Raw genomic sequence first — 21,382 nt, 5'->3', positions numbered from 1 at the left:
GATGGGACAAGAAGAAAATATGTGAGCAGTTTACAGCACAGTTTTATGTATCTAGTCTCATTCTAATCTAAATTAGGAGCTATTGGACATCCAAATAGGGCACTGGTGAGACTATTTTTTGACTGCTGATGTCATATTAGGGCTTGGCTCTTCCTTTATTAGAATTTTTGCCAAAAATAAACCAAGCTCAAACAACAGCCACATTGGAAAAGCCAACATCAACATCGATACCCCATCAGGTGGCGTAACCACGGCAGCCACAGCAAAACAGCCGACAATGATATAACGGCGTTTTTCTTCTAGACTTTGAATGGAGACAATACCAGCCAATATCAATAGTAAAGTGACGACTGGAATCTCAAAGGTTAAGCCAAATACCATAAATAGTTTTAAGGCAAAACTCAGATAACTGTCGATATCGGTCATCGGTAATACGTTTTGCGGGGCAAACAAAATAAAGAATTTTAAGACGCCTTTTAGGACAATAAAATAAGAAAAGGCCACACCTGCATAAAACAAAAATATCGAGGACAGGAGGACTGGAATAGCAATTTTCTTTTCTTTTTTGTATAAGCCTGGCGCGACAAATGACCAAATTTGATAGAGGATATAGGGCATCGCCAAAAATGCAGCAACGAAGACCGTCAGACGTATCGGTGCCATAAAGTTCGATGTGATATCAGTGGCAATCATCGTTGAATTGGCGGGCAGCTGCGCAACTAGCGGATCTGACAAAAAATTATAAAGCTCACGTGAATAACCGACTAATGCCAAAAATATGACTAAAACAGCCACGCATATTTTGATCAAATGCCGGCGCAGCTCGATTAGGTGCTCGGTAATAGGCATGTCGCCCAACGAGCTCAGCACATCGTCTGCTGCTTTGTCTTTAGGATCGTTTGCTGTATCCGTATCTTGACCAGTGATATTGGCAGGGCTGTCTGAGTGCGCGATTTTTTCTTGACGGCTTTTTTTACGTTTGAATAATTGCATCAATCAGTCTCCTGCTTGTTGTCAGAAGTCTGTATATCTATAGGGTTATTTAGCAAAGTATCGGCTTTATAATTTGGTACATATGGGGGCATCGGTAAACGTCTTGCCTTGTCATAAGCACCGAGGCGAAACCACATGTTTTCCCATGGTCGGGTATTTATGACTTGAGTAATTGGAACGACCCTATCGCTTTCATCGCTGCTGTGGTCACTCTTAGATAGTTGGTTATCTTCTAAAGTATCTTCGCGCGTATCAGTGGCATAGCGATAGTCGAATGCTTTTGGTGTGGCTGATTTTCGATGAGGGGTGCCGTTTTCTTTACTCTCTTCATTATTGCTATCACTTGTGACGTCATCAGACATTGAAGATGGACTATGTGAGCTTTCGAAAGCTTTCATGTTGCCACGCATCTCAGCCATCTCACGTCTCATATCAGCTTCGGTTTCGCGAATTTTGGCAAGCTCTTTTTGCATTTGTTGGCGTGTCTCAGCCAGATCTAACTCTGCTTCTATCTCGGACTGTAAGGTCGAGACGGTGCGACGAATTTTGGCATACCATTGCCCAGCCGTACGCGCTGCCTGCGGCAGTTTTTCTGGGCCCAAGACAATGAGAGCGATAACGCCAAAGAGGAGTAGTTCAGAAAACCCAATATCAAACATAATGGTCCGATGTCACTGTCTAAATGCTATACATTATGCTTATCATCAACCTTGGTGGTTGCTGTGCGCTCTTCGGTATGGGCTGTGCCGTCGTGATCAAGCACCACGTGTTTTTTGGCGTGTTCTGTATTTTCGTCTTTGACAGCTTCTTTAAAGCCTTTAACCGCACCGCCTAAATCTTTGCCAGCATTTCTAAGTTTTGAAGTGCCAAAAACGACAACGACAACAACCAATAGTATTAGCCAATGTGTAATAGAAAAACTACCCATAACGGTATCCTTGTGACTTGGTTTTGTGACTTAGCTTTCAGTCTTTATATGCATATTTTGCAGTTATAAAAGGTTTATGTATCAAACAAAAAGCATCGATATATAAGTCGAGATAAAACAGAGATATATTATAATCTGCAGTTATTACAAATAGATGAAAACAACAGTAATCAAATAAAAGTGATGCTTATTGCATAAGTGCTATCTGGCAGCCTTTTCATCGATACCTGACAACCCAAAACGTCTGCCTAGTTCGCCCAACACAGCATCTGACTCAATATCAAACCATGCCAGTCCAACTAGGGTGTGAAACCAGACATCTGCCACTTCATATATTAGCTCGTGACGCGCCTCATCATACTGCGCCTTATCCCTACTTTTATCACAGTGAGCAAAATCTTTAGCAGCGATGATGCTCTCTGTACTTTCTTCACCGACTTTTTCTAATATTTTATTTAAGCCTTTGGCATATAGACTGGCTACGTATGAACTGTCGGCATCGGCTTGTTTGCGTTCTGCTAAGACTTGATCGAGCTGTTGTAGTACAGAGGCTTTATCAACTGACTCTTGGTTAGTAGCAGAATCAGCATGGGCATCATCTTTCTTGCCTTCAGGCATATCATTAGTAGTTTTTGTAGCATGATAAATATCAGCAGGGTCTTTTAGTACCTTATCAACCGTTTGCCACTCTGGCGTTGGACCAGATAAATCTAAACGCTGATAAAAGCAAGACTCACGCCCTGTATGACAGGCAATACCGCCCGCTTGCGTGACACTAAGGACAATCACGTCTGCATCACAGTCTAGACGGATATCATGCACCGTCTGCGTATGACCTGAGGATTCTCCTTTGTGCCACAATTTGGCACGCGAGCGCGAAAAATAAACGGCGGTCTTTGTTTCTGCAGTGAGTTGTAGTGCGTCGCTATTCATCCAAGCCATCATCAAAATACGACCTGACTGGTGATCTTGAGCAATCGCAGGAATCAAACCATCATCGTTAAAAGTTACGGTAGTCAGCCAAGCAGGTAAAGTCATAATGAATTTATCGTCTTATAGGTAAAAAGTGAAAAAGATCAATAAGCAATTATACTACTTATGAGTGAAGCAATGTTATGAGTGAAGTAACGGATGAAGCGAGGAGATGGTTTGACACGTTGTATCAGATGAATACTGACCAAAATGAAAGCACGCTATCTATAGCCCGCTATTTTATAATCTAAATAAATGCGGATACAGTGCTTCTTTGGTTGTCTTATCGAGTTTGACTACTTTATTGAGGCTAAAGTCGTAATTGACAAAGTGCTGCCGTGATTGTGCCATGATTTCACCAGTATGCATACGGGTGACCTTTATGACTATGTGACCGCCATTATCATATATCGGCTCCACACCGACTTCGAATAAAAGCTCTTCGCGCACTCGTATACGGCTTATAATATCTAGCTGTAACTGATCGATAATCAAACCCTGTTGCTCTGAGTTGATGTCCTTAATACCTTTGGCTTGTAGGAATCTAAGACGCGCCTCAGACAGAAGCGCTGTTAGAGACTCAACTGCCATATGCTGTCCTAAATCAATCTCAGTATGACGCACACGCATCACTGTCTCAAAGACAAATAAGTCGTCTTCAAATGCTAACGCTTGTTCTGACACACTATCTCCTAGAGTGATGGTAATTGATTACGCCATCTATCCTGCGAGAGGCGGGTAGTATTACAGTGATTGAGAGCCTATCGTAAAGCCATATGTAGGCGATAAATACGCTTGATTCAATGGTATGCGTATCGTGGAATTATACAGTACATACTTAAGCACAGCTTAAGCTGACATTCAATCTATTTGGAGACAAATTAGACATTTTATTGAGGTTTTTGGGAGTGCTGCTAGGGTTTATATTCTATTGGCTAGCTGTCTTTGTTGTTCACCAGCGTCAAGCCAAAACTTTACTTGGCAAAACAACGCACTATCTGCTAAAATAGCGCCTCCCACCTCGAGGCAAATAGAGGTTCGGTTGTTATTTATGATAACAATCAGCCAGTATGACTATTTGACGACCAGGTTCTAAAACAGAAAAAGAGGCAAATCATCATGAAAAACAAGATGAAAACCAGAAGCGGCGCAGCTAAACGCTTCAAAAAAACAGCGAATGGCTTCAAGCGTAAGCAAGCATTCAAAAGCCATATTTTGACCAAGAAATCACCTAAGCGTATTCGCCAGTTGCGTGGTCTTAAGTTAGTGCACAAATCTGACGAAGCAGCAGTTCGTCGTATGTGCCCATATATCTAATAGCCTGTCGTCATTTACATTGAATCAAAAATTATCTGATGAAATGATATTTGACTTTGCAATCTGACAATGATGTTTGTTATTTGACAGCATCATCACTCGCTTAACAGTGATCAAAAAATCTTGGAGTAAATTATGGCCCGTGTAAAACGTGGTGTACAGGCAAATCGCCGTCACAAAAAAATCTTAAAGCGCGCAAAAGGCTACTACGGTGCCCGTTCACGTGTTTACCGCGTAGCGGTACAGGCAGTGACCAAAGCTGGTCAATATGCTTATCGTGACCGTCGCAACAAGAAACGTACTTTCCGTCGTCTTTGGATCGCACGTATCAATGCTGGTGCACGCTTAAATGGCTTAAGCTATAGCCGCTTCATCAATGGTATGAAAAAAGCAAACATCGCAATCGATCGTCGCGTTCTAGCAGACATCGCTATGCATGATGCAGCGACTTTCACAGCATTGGTCGAAAAAGCAAAAGCGGAATTGGCCTAAATATTAACTGTCCGTCAGATATGATGCTTTTAAATAATTATTTATAAGTAGTTATCTAAATGGATAGGACTAATATTGATTAATAGTATGATATTAATAGAAGCTACCGCTGGTCGGTGGCTTTTTTTATATTAAATTATTCCATGCCTACTCGATGTTGAGGCTATATCGACAATAAATACGTTTATCATCGACTCAATATTCAAGCCATTCTGATAACCAGTCTTTATATATATTCTGTATATGAATATAACTGGATAAATGGTTTGCAATATTTGGTCAAATCCCTACAATTAATAGTCCGTTTAAATCAGGAATAATGCGTCTTATGACTAACCCTGCTGCTATCAACGATTTGTCGGCGTTACCGACCTTGTCTTCAGAGCTAAGTGAGCTCAATGAGGCTCAGCTTACTGAGTTTGCGAGTGCTGCTGAAGCTTTGATTGTGCAAGTAACTGATGCGCGTACACTGCAAGACTTACGTGTGCAATTGACTGGTAAAAAAAGCCCATTGACAGGCTGGTCAAAGCAAATGGGTAAACTCGATGCCGATAATAAAAAGATCTATGGCGGCTGGCTGCATCAAGTGCGTAGTCGCATTCAGCAAGCACTGACTGAGCAACAGCAGCAGCTAGAAGTAGCAGCGCTCAATGCCAAGTTAGAGAGTGAGAGTATCGATGTTACTTTACCTGCTCGCGGTGGTCAAAAAGGTCATTTGCATCCAGTAACGATGATTACTCAGCGCATGCAGCAGTATTTTATTCAAGCAGGCTTCAATGTCGCAACTGGACCTGAAGTTGAGAGCGATTACTATAACTTTGAAGCGCTAAATATTCCCTCACACCATCCTGCGCGCGCGATGCATGATACTTTTTATTTTGATGCGCATTATCTATTGCGTACGCATACCAGTCCGGTACAGATCCGTACTATGGAAAAAAACGAGCCACCAATTCGTATTATTTGTCCTGGTCGTGTGTACCGTAATGACTCAGACCAAACTCACTCGCCAATGTTCCATCAGTTAGAAGGTCTTATGGTCACCGAGTCGAGCACGTTTGCTGAGCTAAAGGGTTTGATCAGTGAGTTTCTAGAAGCATTTTTTGCCAAAGAGCTAACGGTGCGTTTCCGTCCTTCATTTTTCCCATTTACTGAGCCGTCTGCGGAAGTAGATATCTTGGATGATAACGGCAAATGGCTTGAGGTAATGGGCTGCGGCATGGTGCACCCACAAGTATTGACCAACTGCGGTATCGATAGCGACAAATATACTGGCTTTGCTTTTGGTATGGGTATCGAGCGCTTTGCGATGCTGTATTACGGTATCGATGATTTACGTTTATTTTTCCAAAATGACGTGCGCTTCTTAAAGCAATTTGGCTAGAGTGCTTTTGTTGATATAAAAGTGCGCCTTATTAATACAACAAGTTAATTTGCCAAGCTTTACTCCAACATCTTTATTATAAAATTCTGATCCGAGATATTTATGAAAATTAGCGAACAGTGGCTACGTCAATGGGTAAACCCCAACAATACTAGTGAAGCATTGGCCGAGCAGCTAACCATGGCAGGGCTTGAGATTGATGATCGTTATGCCGTTGCCCGTGAGTTTAGTGGTGTGGTTATCGGTGAAGTCATCAGTGTTGAGCAGCATCCAGATGCAGATAAACTGCGTGTGACGCAGGTAAGTATCGGCGCTGCTAAGCCATTACAAATCGTCTGCGGTGCGCCCAATGTGATCGTCGGTATGAAAGTACCCGTTGCGACTGTCGGTGCGGTATTACCAAGTGACGATAGCAAAGGTTTCAAGATCAAAAAGAGCAAGCTACGCGGTGTGGCCTCAAACGGTATGCTGTGCGGCGCTTCTGAAATTGACTTGGTCGATGACATCGATGGCTTGCTTGAGTTGCCTGAAGATGCACCAATCGGTACTGATATCCGTGAATACCTGGGTTTAGATAACCAAATATTGGACATCTCTATCACGCCAAACCGTGGTGATTGCTTTAGCGTTCGCGGTATTGCTCGTGAGATCTCAGTCATCAATGATTTGTCTGTACAAACGCCTGCGATTCCTGACAACCTATTCGCTTCTGATAATGGCGCAACACCAGCGGTAACCGTTGATGCAGTAGAAGCATGTCCTCGATACTTGTTACAATCGATTAGCAATATCGATCGCAGCATTGAAACGCCGAAATGGATGCGAGATGCGTTGGTACAGTCAGGTCTACGCTCACATGGATTTTTGGTCGATGTGACCAACTATGTATTGATGGAATTGGGTCAACCGTTACATGCGTTTGACGCTGATACCATCGTGGGTGATATTGTTGTACGTTTGGCACAACCGTCTGAGACCATTACTTTACTCAATGAGCAAACCGTTACCTTAACGGGTGATGAGCTCGTCATTGCTGATGACAAAGGTGCTTTGGCATTGGCTGGCATCATGGGTGGACAGCGCAGTAGTGTCACGGATAGCACGACAAACATCGTTGTAGAGAGTGCTTTCTTTGATCAGCTTGCTATCGCTGCGCGCGCACGTCGTTTTGGTCTACATACTGATGCCTCGCAGCGTTTTGAGCGCGGCGTCGACTTTGAATTACCACAGCTGGCGTTGGCACGTGCTTGTGAGCTGATCACTAGCATCACGGGCGGCGAAGCAGGTCAAATAGTAACAGTTGAGACTCTCGAGCATCTACCAGCACGCGCGCCGATTACATTGCCAATCGTAAAAGTTCGTGATGTCATTGGTATTGATATCGAGCCATCAGAGATGGTACGTATCTTGACTCAATTGGGTTTTGACGTAACGCAGCAGAGCGATGCACTGGTTTGCACACCGCCATCTTATCGTTTTGATATGAGTATCCGTGAGGATTTAATCGAAGAAATCGCTCGTATCTATGGCTATGACAATATTCCAAGTGTATTGCCGCATCTGCAGGTCAGCATGGATTATGACGATACTGCAGATTTGACGCATCAGATGAAGCTGGCATTAGTTGATAATGGCTATATGGAAGCCATCAGCTTTAGCTTTAGTGATGCAAAACTAGAAGCATTACTTGATGATGAGGCGCTAGGGGAGGTATTGGCACTTGCAAATCCTATCTCTAGTGATTTGGCTGTGATGCGTCGTACGTTACTATCGAGCTTACTGCCTTGCGTGCAATACAACTTGAATCGTCAGCAGCCGCGTGTACGTTTTTTTGAGACAGGTCTTAGCTTTGTTGGACAAAGTATTAGCGAGTTGGTACAAACGCCAAGCATTGCTTTAGTTGCCGTTGGTGATATATGGAGTGAGCAAGCGTATCAAAACCGTGCCTTAGATTTCTATGACCTAAAGCATGATGTTGAGCAGCTATTACCAGCACAAATCGATAGCGCCCGTATCCGCTACGAGCGTAGCACGCTGAGCTTCTTGCACCCTGGCCAAAGCGCTGAGTTGTATATCGATGATATATACGTCGGTTGGTTGGGTCAGCTGCATCCAAGTACGGCAAAGCAACTCGATTTGCCAACGACATGGGTGGCTCAATTGTCATTAGCACCGCTATTAACGATGGCTCGTGAGCAGCATGCGATCACCACACCAAGTAAGTTTCCACAAGTACGCCGTGATATCGCTATCTTAGTTGACAGTGATATCAGTTTGCAGACCTTAGAGTCAACGGTGCGAGCTGCGGCAGGGGACTTGTTGGTTGATTTATGGCTGTTCGATGTGTATCAGGGGGACAACGTGCCAACAGGCCAGCGTTCATTGGCGTTTGCACTGATATGGCAAGACAGTACTCAGACCCTATCTGATGACGCTGTAAAGACTGCTACGAACAATGTTGTACAGGCATTAACAGAGCAGCACTCAGCGCAGTTACGCGATAGCTAATTTTTAGTACTTAAAATACCCAGTGCTCTATAGCCTTTTGCTTATTAGGCTATAGAGCATTGTTATTGGTAAAACCATTATCTATAACCTTTTTTGTTTATAGAATACGTTAAGTCGTTATTAATAAAGGATTTTAATGCATACTATGTTAAAAAGCAGTCAAAAAACCTTTATAATGACTACTCTTAACCTCATACCGCTAAACCATGATATTCGACATCACGACATAGCATAGGAGTCGTACTGTGAGCACCTTAACCAAATCTGACATGATTGAGCACCTGATGAGTCACCTGAACCTAACACGCCAAGAAGGCCGCTGTTTGGTAGAGAACTTTTTTGATGAGCTGTCAGATAGTTTGATTGATGGCAAAGAGGTCAAGCTATCAGGCTTTGGCAACTTTGAGCTTAAAGATAAAAACAGCCGTCCCGGTCGTAACCCAAAGACAGGGGAGCCAGTTGCTGTATCTGCTCGCCGCGTTGTTACTTTTAAAACGGGACAAAAGTTTCGCCAAAAAGTCGATGAGCGTTTATTTGATACTTGATGTGTTGTTTAGTAGGAGCTCAAATGATGCTCTGGTAGCGTTTATTATTACTTTATAGAGCATCTACTGTGGTCTTTTATATCAGTGTTATAATATATAGTTCTGATATCGCTATAGCAGCCGAGACTAGATACAGCATGCGATATTAACACCATAATTTGGACATAAAAAAAGAGAGCATATGCTCTCTTTTTTTTACTACAGTGTATCTATTGTATGAACAATAAATTACTGAGCTTCTTCAACTACTACTTCGTCAGAAGCTTCAACAGCAGCAGTATCAGTTTCGCTAGCTACGTCCATGCTAGTAGTCGTACCGTCTACAGGAACTTCAGCGTCCATTTCGTCAGTAGCAGTAGCAGCTTGTGCATCAGCGATGTCAGCTTCAGCATCAACAACAGCAGCTTCAGCATCAGCAGTCATTTCGCCTTCAGCAGCAGCTTCGTTTAGCTCTTCAGATGCGTCTTGCACTTCTTCTTGTGCGTCAGATAGATCTTCAGCAGCGTTTTCTTTGCTGCTATCACAAGCAGTTAAGCCCATAGTTGCAGTCATGATACCAGCTAGAGCAAGTAATTTAAGTTTCATAAGGTTTTCTCCGGAAAAATGAAATGAGCAGTAGCAGCAACAAAGGCTGAATTCCAAGATTTCTCAGAATCCAAATAGTCTCAGTTACAGCTACTCAGCTTTCACGCATTCTATATGTTTTCTATGTAAATAGGAATAGGCTGTACAATTAAGTAACAATAATATTTTCAATAATATTTTACTTTGTCTAACTGATAGTATTTTTAATACAACAAATAAAATTAATCGACGTATAATCAATGACATCAGCCTACTCAAGAAAGTGTTAGGTGCTTAATATTCACCATGGTTTTTGATTATTCTTGGCGTTTTACCTATAAGTAGTATAAGAAAATATATCAGTTCTTGAGACTATGAGGGACGAAGACAGCTAAAGTATTTTAGAATCGCTCGTTTTAGAGTATCTAACGAAAATATCAGATGGCTGAACAGAAAACCAATTGGAAACTTTGTACTAAAAACTGTATCACATAATGAATAACCAATACGAATGACTATAGATATCGTATATTTGAGGAACAAACTATGAAATGGCAAGGCAGACGAGGTAGCTCTAACGTACGATCCAGTAAGGGTGGCGGTAAGATGATAGGCGGCGGTATCGGCGGTATTATTATTGCTGGAATTTTATGGCTAGTCTTTGGCGTCAATCCAATGACCGCATTACAAACAGGTCAGGTGGTTGCTGGTGGTGGTAGTAATGGGACCTCTACCGAGCCTGCGACCAGTACTGATCGGGATACACAGTTCGTAAAAGTGGTACTGGCGGATACAGAAGAAGTATGGCATCAGATATTCAATGAAGGAGGCAGTACTTATAAAGAGCCCTCGCTAATTCTTTTTAATGGTCAAGTCAGCTCAGCTTGCGGTAGTGCCAGTTCGGCGACAGGTCCATTTTATTGCCCTGGCGATCAAACAATCTATTTAGATACCTCGTTTTTTGTAGAGATGCGTCAGAACCTTGGTATCTCAGGAGATCAGCAAGGGTCAGGCAGTCAAGAGAACCAAGGCAAAGCAGGTGATTTTGCGCAGGCCTACGTCATCTCACATGAAGTCGGTCACCATGTGCAGACGCTACTTGGTATCAGTCAGCAGGTTAATGAAGCTCGTCAGCAGGTCACGCAAGCACAATCTAATAAATTATCAGTATTACAAGAGTTGCAGGCAGATTGCTTTGCGGGTGTATGGGCACAGCGTAATCAAGAGCGCGTACAGTTCTTAGAAGCAGGTGACATTGATGAAGCTGTGAATGCTGCCAGTCAAATCGGTGATGATCGTCTGGCACAAGCTAGCGGCGGGGCAGTTGTTCCTGATAACTTCACTCACGGCACCAGTCAACAACGTGTGGAATGGTTTACTCGTGGTCTGGAGAGCGGTAACGTACAATCTTGCGATACCTTTAGTGGTGCACTTTAGGACTATCAGTAGCGTGCGCTAAAAGCGAAGTATACTAACTCGTAAAAACCACAGCTCACATATAACACTAAAATAAAGACATTAAAAAAGCCTGCAATCAATTGCAGGCTTTTTTGATGTCTTGTATCTGATATTACCAACCTAATAGTCAGACAATATCAGAGTAAAGTACTATTAGTTGTTATCAAGAACATAACCACCAGCACCGCCGATAGCTGCACCAGCTAACGCGCCACGAGCGATATCTTTACTGTCGCCTTTACTTCTGATAAGCGCGCCAGCAGCAGCACCAGCAGTTGCGCCTTTCGCAGTGTTGCTCATGCCACCGTATGAGTTACAGCCAGTCATAATTAGTGCTGAACTAGTAATTGCAGTCATTGCGATCGTTTTAGCAAATTTCATATTATCACCTATTTAGTCGTCAAGTTAGAATACAGAACTTTTAAAAAGCAGTACCCATCGTATTTTCAAATATATTTCTACTGTCTGCCATAATAGTCGGTTAACAACTTATTGGTCGTAGTAAAAACGCTAAACTTTGCAAATAACATGTAATCGATGTTGCCAGACTGTATCATCAAGCTAGCACTTACACGTATGAGCACCTATTTATATTAGTGTTTTTCTATATTGACACTTTATCGTGTTGATACCTTCTTAGGTGACATAACTGACGTAATAGTATGATAGCGAGTACGCTGAGTTTTAGATAAGCAAAAAAAAGACCACCTAGTAGTGGTCTTAATCTGAGTTGGCTACAAAAACAGCGCTAGCAAAGTGTGTGCAAATTAATGCTGTGATTTGCGCTTCATTTGCTCAAAGAATTCGTCATTAGTTTTTGCTTCTTTGAGACGATCTAACAAGAACTCAGTCGCTTGGACACCATCCATTGGCTGTAGTAGTTTACGCAAGATCCATACCTTACGCAGCTTATCTTCATCCAATAGACGCTCTTCGCGGCGCGTACCAGATTTTTTGATATTAATCGCAGGGAAGACGCGTTTTTCGGCCAAGTCGCGCTCAAGCGTGATTTCTTGGTTACCCGTTCCTTTAAATTCTTCAAAGATAACACTGTCCATTTTACTACCAGTATCGATCAATGCACTGGCAATAATCGTCAAGCTTCCGCCTTCCTCGACGTTACGCGCCGCACCAAAGAAACGTTTTGGGCGTTCTAAAGCATTGGCATCCAAACCACCAGTCAAGACCTTACCTGATGACGGTATGACGGTGTTATAAGCCCGCGCTAGGCGAGTAATCGAATCTAATAAAATGACCACATCTTGTTTATGCTCAACCAAACGCTTGGCTTTTTCGATGACCATTTCAGCCACTTGTACGTGACGCTGTGGCGGCTCATCAAAGGTAGAGGCAACCACTTCACCGCGCACGGTACGCTCCATCTCGGTCACTTCTTCTGGACGTTCATCAATCAAAAGTACAATCAGGTAGCATTCAGGATTATTACGAGTGATGGACTGAGCAATAGATTGCAATAACATCGTTTTACCCGCTTTTGGCGGTGCAACGATGATAGAGCGCTGACCTTTACCAATCGGCGCGATTAGGTCAATGATACGACCCGTCAAATCCTCAGTAGTACCGTTGCCCAGCTCAAGCTTTAGCTGTTCAGTTGGGAATAGGGGCGTTAAGTTCTCAAAGATCAGCTTATGACGTGAGCGGTCTGGTGTATCAAAGTTGATCTCGCCGACTTTAAGAAGCGCAAAATAACGCTCAGAGTCTTTTGGTGGGCGAATCGTACCAGCGATACTGTCACCAGTTTTTAGGCTGAAGCGGCGGATCTGACTAGGGCTGACGTAGATATCATCAGGACCTGCTAAATAAGAGCCTTCTGATGAGCGCAAAAAGCCAAAGCCATCAGGAAGAACCTCAAGTACGCCATCGCCATAGATAGCCTCGCCGTTACGAGCGTGAGTTTTTAGGATAGCAAAGATAATGTCTTGTTTACGGCTACGCGCCATGTTATCAAGACCCATTTCTTTGGCGATAGCCAATAGCTCAGAGATTGATTTTTTCTTTAATTCAGTTAGATTCATAGATAGGTCATTAGCAATTGATCAGATGAGAGATGCCATTAGCAGCACAAATCACGACAGTGATTAAAATAACAGTAATATGAGGATAGAGGGTAGTTGTACAGCGCTGTGGTTTATGTAGTTTTGGTTATGCATGTCTGCTTATGGACGCATTGCGATCGGTAGATGCAAGGTCTTAAGAAATAGGGATAAAAAAGGCTACATAAGAGTCTGCGTCAAAAACTCAATATCAGTAATTGCGTTTAGTCATTTTGTTCAGCAATGGTGTTTATAATGACGATTGTGTTTTTGTTGATAAACACGAGGAGAATAGCGACAAGATACTAGGAAAACAGTTGGTTTTCTCTTGTCAGCAGACTATACGGTCTTCACAATAGCATTGTCAATAATTTTTGCCAAAAAATTCGTATAATCAAGTTTTTTGCACAAAAAACAAGCAAAAAAGCCATTATCTGATTCAGATAATGGCTTTTCACGTGTTCTACTTATTCACGCCAAACAGTTTAGAGCGACTGCATTCGGCTTATAAATGCTTGTCTAGGACTTTAGCCAATTCAGCTTTTGGTTGTAGACCCATTACTGAATCAACTTTTTCGCCGTCTTTGAATACAAATAGTGTTGGGATATTGCGAATACCGAAACGGCTTGCTGCTTGTGGGTTGTTATCCACGTCTACTTTGACGATTTTAACTTTGTCTTGGTACTCAGTGGCTAGATCTTCTAAAATAGGGGCAATGGCTTTGCAAGGACCACACCATGGTGCCCAGAAGTCTACCAGTACAGGCACGTCTGATTGTAGAACGTCTTGATCAAAGTCTGTGTCGGTAGTATGTACAATAAGGTCTGACATAATTTTATCTCTCTTGTTTTGTAACTTCTATCATCACGTATCGACGTGCATATTGGTTTAATAATGAATCGATTAATGATTAAAGAATTGTTTGGAAGGGGTGAAAATGTGCCATTATATTAACATGTTTGCTCATGCTTGACAGATACAGGCCGGTTAAATTGTTTAACAATTACGATTAGCACAATAAATCAAGACAGATTGATACCGCTTAGGTTTTCTCTGTTACTTGCTATAACCATTGTGACAATAATGCATTTCTTTGAGCACCTGTCAATCATATAGCAGTGGTTGCTTTCGGTATCAAACAGCAATATTTTGAGCATAGTAACCACAGCGATAGCGTATCAAAACAATATCAACCGAAATCACATATTTAATCCAATTTACATAAGTAGTTAATTTTATGCCTTTTACCGATGAAGAAGTCCACGCCCTTAACGCCCAAGAAAATGCTTACCCGCTCGAGTTTTTCAAGAATTTTGCACAAGAGGTTACCGTTTATGAGGACGATGATATTTGGGTAGTAGATAAACCAGCAGGGCTGCTAAGTGTCGATGGCAAAACGCTAAAGGTAAGTCTGCTCGCTCGGCTTGCGCGTGCCAATCCAGCGGTCAAGCTGATTCATCGATTGGATATGGATACCTCAGGACTGCTTATCTTTGCAAAAAATGCAGAAGCCCAAACCAATATCAGTAAGCAGTTTATTGAGCGTCTACCACAAAAAAAGTATCAAGCGCGGGTCTTTGGCGAATGGGAGCAGGTGGGTGCAACGGGTAAGATCTCCGTGCCAGTGCGTTATGAGCCGACTACCAAACCGCGTCATATCGTCGATCACGACTGGTCAAAACATGCATTAACATTGTATGAAGTCATAGCGCACGAAATGTGCAATGGTGAAGCAGTTACTCGAGTGATGCTCAAACCGGTGACGGGTCGCAGTCATCAGTTGCGCGTACATATGGTACATGCAGGTCACGTGATGATTGGTGATCCGATTTATGCTGAAGGTGCGGCACTCAAGATTGCACCAAGGCTGAACTTACATGCGCAGCAATTACGGTTAAAACATCCAGTATTGGGTGCTTGGATGGATTGGGAAAGCCCATGTCCGTTTTAGGGCGTTAGATTCTGTGTTTTAGAGCGTTGGGTTTTGTAAAGGGAAATGAATAGAGGCCATAACAGCTATGGCCTCAAAGTCAGTCACATAGCATCAGTTATGCACACAAGGATGAGAGCATGCTTAACAACACCGCACAAGGTATCAAAAAACGTCTTAGACGTAAAAGCAAAAAATTGAATGCGCCAGCCGATTATGAAGTCATGATTATTGGCGCTGGTATCGCCGGTATTGGCATGGCTTGCCGTTTACAGCAACTACAGCAAACAAATTTATTTGGTCAAAAGAGCATAAAAAAGCAAAAGAAGAACAAATCATCTGATAAGAAAAAGACCTCGCAGCGCTTTGTCGTACTAGAAAAACGTGCCGATCTTGGCGGTACGTGGGACTTATTTACCTATCCTGGTATTCGTTCTGACTCCGATGCGCTCACCTTTGGTTATAACTTTAGACCGTGGTTAGATTATAGAATGTTGGCAGCAGGTGGCGATATTAAGCGTTATATTGCTGATACGGCGCGCGAGTTTGGTATTACGGACCATATCAGCTATGAGCATGAAGTCCAGCAGATAGAATGGTCGAGTATTGATCAGTTATGGACAGCAACCATAAAACATCATGCCAGCGGAGAGGTATTTGTCAAAACAGCAAAGTTCGTCGTGGGTGCTACGGGCTACTACGACTATGAGCAAGGGTATCGACCTCATTTTGATGGCGAAGAGGACTTCCGTGGGCATATTGTCCATCCACAGCACTGGAATGATCTAAAGTATCACGACAAAAAAGTAATCATCATCGGTAGCGGTGCGACTGCCATGACGTTATTGCCTGCGATGGTGGATGAAGATAGTGATCAGTGTGCACGCCACGTCACGATGCTACAGCGGACGCCAACTCATGTGGCAAGTGTGCCAGGCGATGATTATGCTATGGATTGGCTATCAGGAAAATTTTCACCCTTATCAAAAGAGCAAGCTTATACAGTGCTACGTGCACGCAATGTGCTACGGCAGCAAGGGTTATATAAATTAGCGACTCACGCGCCCAAGCTGATGAGAGCTGTACTCAAGAGTGGCGTGAAAAAAGAGTTAAAAGGTAGCGATATCGATGTCGAGCATTTCATGCCTGACTATGATCCTTGGGATCAACGAGTATGCGCCGTACCAGACAGTGATTTATTTGAGTCTTTGCAAGGCAAACGTGCAGCGGTGGTGACCGATCAGATCGACCGTTTTACCACGACTGGTATCCTGCTGCAATCAGGCGAGCATCTCGATGCTGATATCATCGTCACTGCAACGGGTTTGAAGCTACAAATGCTGGGCGGGGCAGCGGTATATATCGATGGCCAAGCTATCGATATCGGCACGCGCATGACGTATAAGGCAGTCATGATCGAGGGCGTACCTAACATGGCGGCTTTGTTCGGTTACACCAATGCTTCATGGACGCTAAAAATCGATTTGGCGTGTCAGTATTTGGTAAGACTACTGAGCTACATGCATAAAAACCGCTACCAAGTCGCGCTGCCACAGGCAAAGACAGCGAGTGCTACTGCCTGTGCTCAGACAGACACTGTGATGGGCTCGCTGTCATCTGGATATGTCAGGCGCGCAAAAGACAGACTGCCTAAGCAAGGCAATCGCTATCCGTGGTACGTGACCAATAACTATCTAAGTGATCGTGTCATGCTTAAATACCGTAAAATAAAAGACGACTGGTTACAGTTTAGTCGTTAGTAGCTGGTCAATGATCGACAGTTGCTATTGGTGTTCGTTGTTAATGGTCACTGTCAATAAACTCAGCCACTTGTTTGCTCAACATCTGCCACAAAGTCTCTTGTGCGCTTTTACTGCCCCAAGCATTGTGCGGACTAAAGATAACACGCGGATGGTCACTGAGACTGAGCAGTGGGTCGTCCTTAGCAATAGGCTCTTGTTCGAACACATCACTGGCATAACCGATGATTTGCTCGTTGTTAATCGCGTCGGTCAATGCCTGACTGTCGACCACACCGCCACGAGCGACGTTGACGATGAGTGGCTGCTTGCTCATTTTTGCCAACGTGTCTTTATTAATGAGATGCTCGGTTTGTTCGTTTAGTGGGCAGTGCAGGCTTATCACATCAGCCTGTGCCAGCACGTCATCAAATGCCGTGTACTCATCGCTACGAGGCGTGCGCCCTTGATGCTCTGCCCAGAGTACTGTCATGCCAAAAGCACGGGCGATTTCGGTCACGCGCTTGCCAATCGTACCGATACCAATGATGCCTAGCGTCTTGTCTTCTAAATCTATCAGGGGAATATCTAGCAGACAAAAATTATCATTTGCGAGCCATGTACCATCAGCGACTTTTTGATGGTAGTGAATACCAGCACGCATGGCAGTTAGCATCAGCATAAATGTGTGCTCAGGGACGCTTTTTACCGCGTAACCTGCGACATTATAGAGGGCTACATCGTGTTTATCGCAAGCATCATGATCGACATTGTTCATGCCAGTGGCGGTCAGTTGGATAAGCTTTAGCTTAGGGAGTTGTGCTATTACCTCAGCGCCGATTTGGACTTTGTTAGTGATAATAATATCGGCGTCACGACAGCGCTCAATGATGACGTCTGTATCTTTTGGTGTGTCGTTATAAGTGATGTAATCGCTTACGCCTGTTGGTGCAGGTAGGTCGATACCGTCAGAAAAAGTACCTTTGTCTAAAAAAACGGCTTGCATGGTTGTTCCTTATTTATTGTTGTCATATAGGTCGCTCTTATATAGATAACGCTCGAATAAATCACTTTGCATAAGCATTCATCGAATGAGTCATCATCGGCTTAATGTAGCATGCTGGTATTTTTAGTCAAAAACCAATTCGTTAAATGCTATCGCCGTAGACATAAGCGGCTAAAAACAAAGTAATTTATATCATAAACCGACCTACCCAGGCTGATTTGGTCTGAAGTCTTCATAAAATTATGGGTATCACAATCGACCTCTTGAAAATTCAACTTAACGCACTCATCTAGCCGCTAACGTTATATAATGGTATGGCTTAGCTATTGGTTTTCTTAAGACTGGTTTTACCAAGATTACAATATTGCATTCACATTTACTGATGCTGTGCATAGCTTGTAATCTTATCGCTATCAAAAGCCACCATTGCTATCTAATTTTTAATTATCTGAGTACAAAAGACATCGCCCTATGACTATCTCTATTGCTTCATTGCACAGTACTGAATTCGCCGTTGGCCAACGTTATTTATCTGATACGGAATCTGAGCTTGGCTTAGGTGTGGTTATCGACGTCGATGATCGATGTGTGCATATTTTATTTCCACAAAGTGAAGAGACACGCGTCTACGCAAAAAACTCTGCGCCACTATCGCGCGTGGTGTTCAAAGTGGGCGATACCATCTATGACCAAGATGGCAAAAGCTACACCGTAAATGCTGTCGATGAAGTCATGGGTGTACTCAAGTACGGCGTTGATGAGCACGAAAAAGGCATCATGGAGACCCGTTTGGCTGCCAATATCACATTGGCTAAGCCGCTTGAGCGTCTGCTTGCTGGTCGTATCGAACGTGGTGACTGGTATGAGCTGCGCCAAGATATCTTGCGTATGCAGTCAGCACTGGCAGGTCATCCGCTAAAAGGTCTCATGGGCGCGCGTGTCGATATCATCGAACATCAGTTATATATCGCACACGAAGTCGGTAAGCGTATCGCGCCGCGTGTCCTATTGGCTGATGAAGTGGGTCTTGGTAAAACCATTGAAGCGGGCATGATTATTCATCAGCAGCTGCTAACAGGCAAGGCTGAGCGTGTTCTCATTTTAGTGCCAGACAGCTTGCAGTATCAATGGATGATTGAGCTGCGTCGCCGATTTAATCTAAACTTTGCGCTGTTTGATTTGGTGCGTACGGCGGCTATCAAAGAACATGACCCTGAGCAAAACGTCTTTGCCACTGAGCAATGCATCATCGCAGGTATGGATCTATTGATCGATCATCCAGATTTATATGACCAAGCGATGGATGCAGGGTTTGATCTGTTGGTTGTTGATGAGGCGCATCACCTGCATTGGGATGAAGCGCAAGGCGGCAATGATCAATACGATCTGGTGGCAGATTTTGCAGAAGAGACCCCAGGTGTCATGCTACTGACCGCAACACCAGAGCAGCTTGGCGCGCAAAGTCACTTTGCCCGTCTACGTCTACTCGATCCAGACCGTTTTGATGATCTAGATGAGTTCATCGATGGTCAGGCTGCTTTTGAGGAGACGGCAGCTGTGGCTGGTGTCTTGATAGAAGACAAGCCGCTAAATAAAGGTCAAATCGCTGCTCTGAGTAGTCTATTGGCCATCAGTATTGATGAGCTGGCTTCGATCAACGATGACGACAAGCTACGCACGCATGCGCTCAACGAGCTACTAGATCGTCACGGTACGGGTCGTATTTTATTCCGTAATACGCGTGAGAGTGTCAAGGGATTCTATGGTCGTAGTAGCCAGCCGCATCCACTACCATTGCCTGAAGCATGGCGTGACAGCTATCAAACCAATGGCAAATTGCGTGAGCAGCTGTGGGGTGAAGAAAACCAACCAGATGGTGGTTGGTTAGAGGACGATCCACGTGTCTCTTGGTTGATTGATATTTTACGTGGTGAGCTTAAGCAGCAAAAGGTGCTGTTGATCGCGCGTAGTGGTGCAACCGTAGAGAGCCTAGAGGCAGTACTGCGCCTGCACGCAGGGATTAAAACCGCTATCTTTACTGAGCAGATGACGCTACTAGAGCGTGACCAAGCCGCCGCATTCTTTGCCGATAGTGAAGGCGCACAGATACTATTGTGTTCGGAGATTGGCTCAGAAGGTCGCAACTTCCAGTTTGCAAGCCAACTGGTACTATGGGATCTCCCTGCCAATCCAGATACGCTAGAGCAGCGTATCGGCCGCCTAGATCGTATCGGACAAACCCAGCAGATCATGCTGCATGTCCCTTATGTACAAGGTACGGCACAAGAGCGTCTGTATCACTGGTACAACGATGCGCTGAACATGTTTAGCCAAATATCGCCAACCGCACAAAGTGTACAAGAGCAGTATATCCAGGATCTTAAGCCGATGCTTGAAGGCGCTGACACCGCTGAAAACAATGTCATTTTACAAGACATTATCGATGAAGCGCTGCAAACGCGACTGGGACTTGAGGCGCAGTTGCAAGCGGGTCGCGATCGTCTGTTAGAATACAACTCATGTCGCCCGCGTGTCGCTGGCCGTATCGCTGACGCTATGCGCGATTTTGATGGCAATAACTTACTGCCGCATTTCATTGAGCGTTTCTTTGCCTCTGCCAATATCGATCACAACGTCCAGCGTGATGGGTCGTGGGTTATCGCGCCTATCGACAGCACAGAGATTAGTGACTATATCGACGGGTTGCCGCTTGGCGATGAAGACGGCATGACATTAACATTTGAGCGTGAGCAAGCGCTGCAGCGTGAAGATATCGACTTTATCACGCATGAGCATCCATTGATGCGCGCCATCTATGAGCTGGCGAGTACCAGCACTTTTGGTAATACTACTGTGGCTATGCTCAAAAGCGCTGCTGTACCGCAAGGCATGGTGTTACTAGAAGTCAACTTCCGCGTTGAAGCCATCGCACCAAAGCTGCTTAACTTGCCTGCGACATTGACTACACAAAACATCCGCGTATTTATCAGTGAGCAGGGCAGTGACTTATCTGCTCGTATTAGTGCTGATATGATCATGCCGCATATCGAGCGTTTGGACAAAAACCGTGCTCGCCAAGTCATCAAGGTACGCAGCGATGTTATTGAGCAGCGTTACTATGAAGCTGAAGATATCGCACGCGCGCAGATCGCTGAGATTGGTGAGCAAGCCAGTAGCCGCTTTAGTCAGCAGTGGTCGCGCGAGATCAAACGTCTCAAGCATCTGCAAACTATCAATCCAAACGTGCGTCCTGAAGAGATTGAGCGCCTAGAGCAACTCAAGGCTCAAGGTGAGCAAGCGCTTGGCAACTTATCATTAGTGCCGGACTCTATTCGTGTACTGGTCGCCGTCAAGCCGTAGATAGTGCAGTATTATCGTTGTAATCACTAAAAAACGAGATGTTATCAGGCATCTCGTTTTTTTGATTCATACTGCATACACGCACTGACAAATCGTTATTTGTTGAGCAAAAACAGCAAAGCAACACTCGC

General features: G+C 44.0%; 19 protein-coding genes. 9 read left to right on the top strand and 10 right to left on the bottom strand.

Annotated features, from left to right (window positions below; genetic code table 11):
- Positions 1–111: 111 nt before the first annotated feature.
- The 5 genes from tatC to AC5JPT_RS08385 form a co-directional block, all read right to left on the bottom strand.
- Complete coding sequence (gene tatC / locus AC5JPT_RS08405) at positions 112–849, bottom strand: twin-arginine translocase subunit TatC (RefSeq protein WP_493858453.1); 738 nt, start codon at positions 847–849, stop codon at positions 112–114.
- A gap of 143 nt (positions 850–992) precedes the next feature.
- The gene (gene tatB / locus AC5JPT_RS08400; protein ID WP_493857772.1) at positions 993–1,652 is read right to left on the bottom strand and encodes a Sec-independent protein translocase protein TatB; all 660 of its coding nucleotides are present in this window, start codon (positions 1,650–1,652) and stop codon (positions 993–995) included.
- A gap of 26 nt (positions 1,653–1,678) precedes the next feature.
- The gene (tatA, locus tag AC5JPT_RS08395; RefSeq protein WP_319051606.1) at positions 1,679–1,921 is read right to left on the bottom strand and encodes a Sec-independent protein translocase subunit TatA; all 243 of its coding nucleotides are present in this window, start codon (positions 1,919–1,921) and stop codon (positions 1,679–1,681) included.
- 201 nt (positions 1,922–2,122) lie between these two features.
- A complete protein-coding gene (gene hisIE, locus AC5JPT_RS08390; RefSeq protein WP_493857771.1) occupies positions 2,123–2,959 on the bottom strand; it encodes a bifunctional phosphoribosyl-AMP cyclohydrolase/phosphoribosyl-ATP diphosphatase HisIE in 837 nt (278 codons plus the stop codon).
- Positions 2,960–3,133: 174 nt separating this feature from the next.
- Positions 3,134–3,577 (bottom strand): acyl-CoA thioesterase, encoded by a 444-nt coding sequence (locus AC5JPT_RS08385; protein ID WP_493857770.1) that lies wholly within the window; start codon positions 3,575–3,577, stop codon positions 3,134–3,136.
- 435 nt (positions 3,578–4,012) lie between these two features.
- On the opposite strand from AC5JPT_RS08385, the gene rpmI reads away from it, so the two are divergent.
- From rpmI to AC5JPT_RS08360, 5 genes are all read left to right on the top strand, one after another.
- A complete protein-coding gene (gene rpmI / locus AC5JPT_RS08380; protein ID WP_011514608.1) occupies positions 4,013–4,210 on the top strand; it encodes a 50S ribosomal protein L35 in 198 nt (65 codons plus the stop codon).
- 135 nt (positions 4,211–4,345) lie between these two features.
- Positions 4,346–4,702, top strand: a complete 357-nt coding sequence (gene rplT, locus AC5JPT_RS08375; protein WP_011281252.1) for a 50S ribosomal protein L20 — start codon at positions 4,346–4,348, stop codon at positions 4,700–4,702.
- Positions 4,703–5,030: 328 nt separating this feature from the next.
- On the top strand, positions 5,031–6,086 hold the full coding sequence (gene pheS / locus AC5JPT_RS08370; RefSeq protein ID WP_493857769.1) for a phenylalanine--tRNA ligase subunit alpha: 1,056 nt from the start codon (positions 5,031–5,033) through the stop codon (positions 6,084–6,086).
- A 102-nt stretch (positions 6,087–6,188) separates the two neighbouring features.
- On the top strand, positions 6,189–8,594 hold the full coding sequence (gene pheT / locus AC5JPT_RS08365) for a phenylalanine--tRNA ligase subunit beta (protein WP_493857768.1): 2,406 nt from the start codon (positions 6,189–6,191) through the stop codon (positions 8,592–8,594).
- A gap of 245 nt (positions 8,595–8,839) precedes the next feature.
- Positions 8,840–9,139, top strand: coding sequence for an integration host factor subunit alpha (locus tag AC5JPT_RS08360; RefSeq protein WP_058023539.1), 300 nt, complete (start codon positions 8,840–8,842; stop codon positions 9,137–9,139).
- A 228-nt stretch (positions 9,140–9,367) separates the two neighbouring features.
- Here the strand turns inward: AC5JPT_RS08360 and AC5JPT_RS08355 are convergent, their stop codons facing one another.
- Positions 9,368–9,724 (bottom strand): hypothetical protein, encoded by a 357-nt coding sequence (locus AC5JPT_RS08355; RefSeq protein ID WP_443526675.1) that lies wholly within the window; start codon positions 9,722–9,724, stop codon positions 9,368–9,370.
- A 525-nt stretch (positions 9,725–10,249) separates the two neighbouring features.
- Here AC5JPT_RS08355 and ypfJ point away from each other — a divergent pair.
- Positions 10,250–11,140 carry a KPN_02809 family neutral zinc metallopeptidase gene (ypfJ, locus tag AC5JPT_RS08350; protein ID WP_493844165.1) on the top strand — a complete coding sequence of 297 codons (891 nt, stop codon included), beginning with the start codon at positions 10,250–10,252 and terminating at the stop codon, positions 11,138–11,140.
- Positions 11,141–11,314: 174 nt separating this feature from the next.
- Here the strand turns inward: ypfJ and AC5JPT_RS08345 are convergent, their stop codons facing one another.
- The 3 genes from AC5JPT_RS08345 to trxA form a co-directional block, all read right to left on the bottom strand.
- Positions 11,315–11,542, bottom strand: coding sequence for a YMGG-like glycine zipper-containing protein (locus AC5JPT_RS08345; RefSeq protein ID WP_058023542.1), 228 nt, complete (start codon positions 11,540–11,542; stop codon positions 11,315–11,317).
- Positions 11,543–11,928: 386 nt separating this feature from the next.
- Entirely contained in the window at positions 11,929–13,197 is a 1,269-nt protein-coding gene (gene rho, locus AC5JPT_RS08340) for a transcription termination factor Rho (protein WP_319051599.1), read from the bottom strand.
- A gap of 523 nt (positions 13,198–13,720) precedes the next feature.
- Complete coding sequence (trxA, locus tag AC5JPT_RS08335; protein ID WP_319051598.1) at positions 13,721–14,047, bottom strand: thioredoxin; 327 nt, start codon at positions 14,045–14,047, stop codon at positions 13,721–13,723.
- Between the two features lie 406 nt (positions 14,048–14,453).
- On the opposite strand from trxA, the gene AC5JPT_RS08330 reads away from it, so the two are divergent.
- The gene (locus AC5JPT_RS08330; RefSeq protein ID WP_493857767.1) at positions 14,454–15,167 is read left to right on the top strand and encodes an RluA family pseudouridine synthase; all 714 of its coding nucleotides are present in this window, start codon (positions 14,454–14,456) and stop codon (positions 15,165–15,167) included.
- Between the two features lie 119 nt (positions 15,168–15,286).
- Positions 15,287–16,906, top strand: coding sequence for a flavin-containing monooxygenase (locus AC5JPT_RS08325; protein ID WP_493857766.1), 1,620 nt, complete (start codon positions 15,287–15,289; stop codon positions 16,904–16,906).
- A gap of 40 nt (positions 16,907–16,946) precedes the next feature.
- Here AC5JPT_RS08325 and AC5JPT_RS08320 read toward each other — a convergent pair whose 3' ends face one another.
- Positions 16,947–17,891: a D-2-hydroxyacid dehydrogenase gene (locus AC5JPT_RS08320; RefSeq protein ID WP_493857765.1), complete on the bottom strand. Its 945-nt coding sequence runs from the start codon at positions 17,889–17,891 to the stop codon at positions 16,947–16,949.
- A 471-nt stretch (positions 17,892–18,362) separates the two neighbouring features.
- Here AC5JPT_RS08320 and rapA point away from each other — a divergent pair, with 471 nt between their 5' ends.
- A complete protein-coding gene (gene rapA, locus AC5JPT_RS08315; RefSeq protein ID WP_493857764.1) occupies positions 18,363–21,251 on the top strand; it encodes an RNA polymerase-associated protein RapA in 2,889 nt (962 codons plus the stop codon).
- Positions 21,252–21,382: the final 131 nt, after the last annotated feature.

The organism is Psychrobacter sp. H26 (assembly GCF_059073035.1).
The sequence above is the reverse complement of the archived record's forward strand: the minus strand, read 5'-3'. Positions and strand labels throughout refer to the sequence as shown.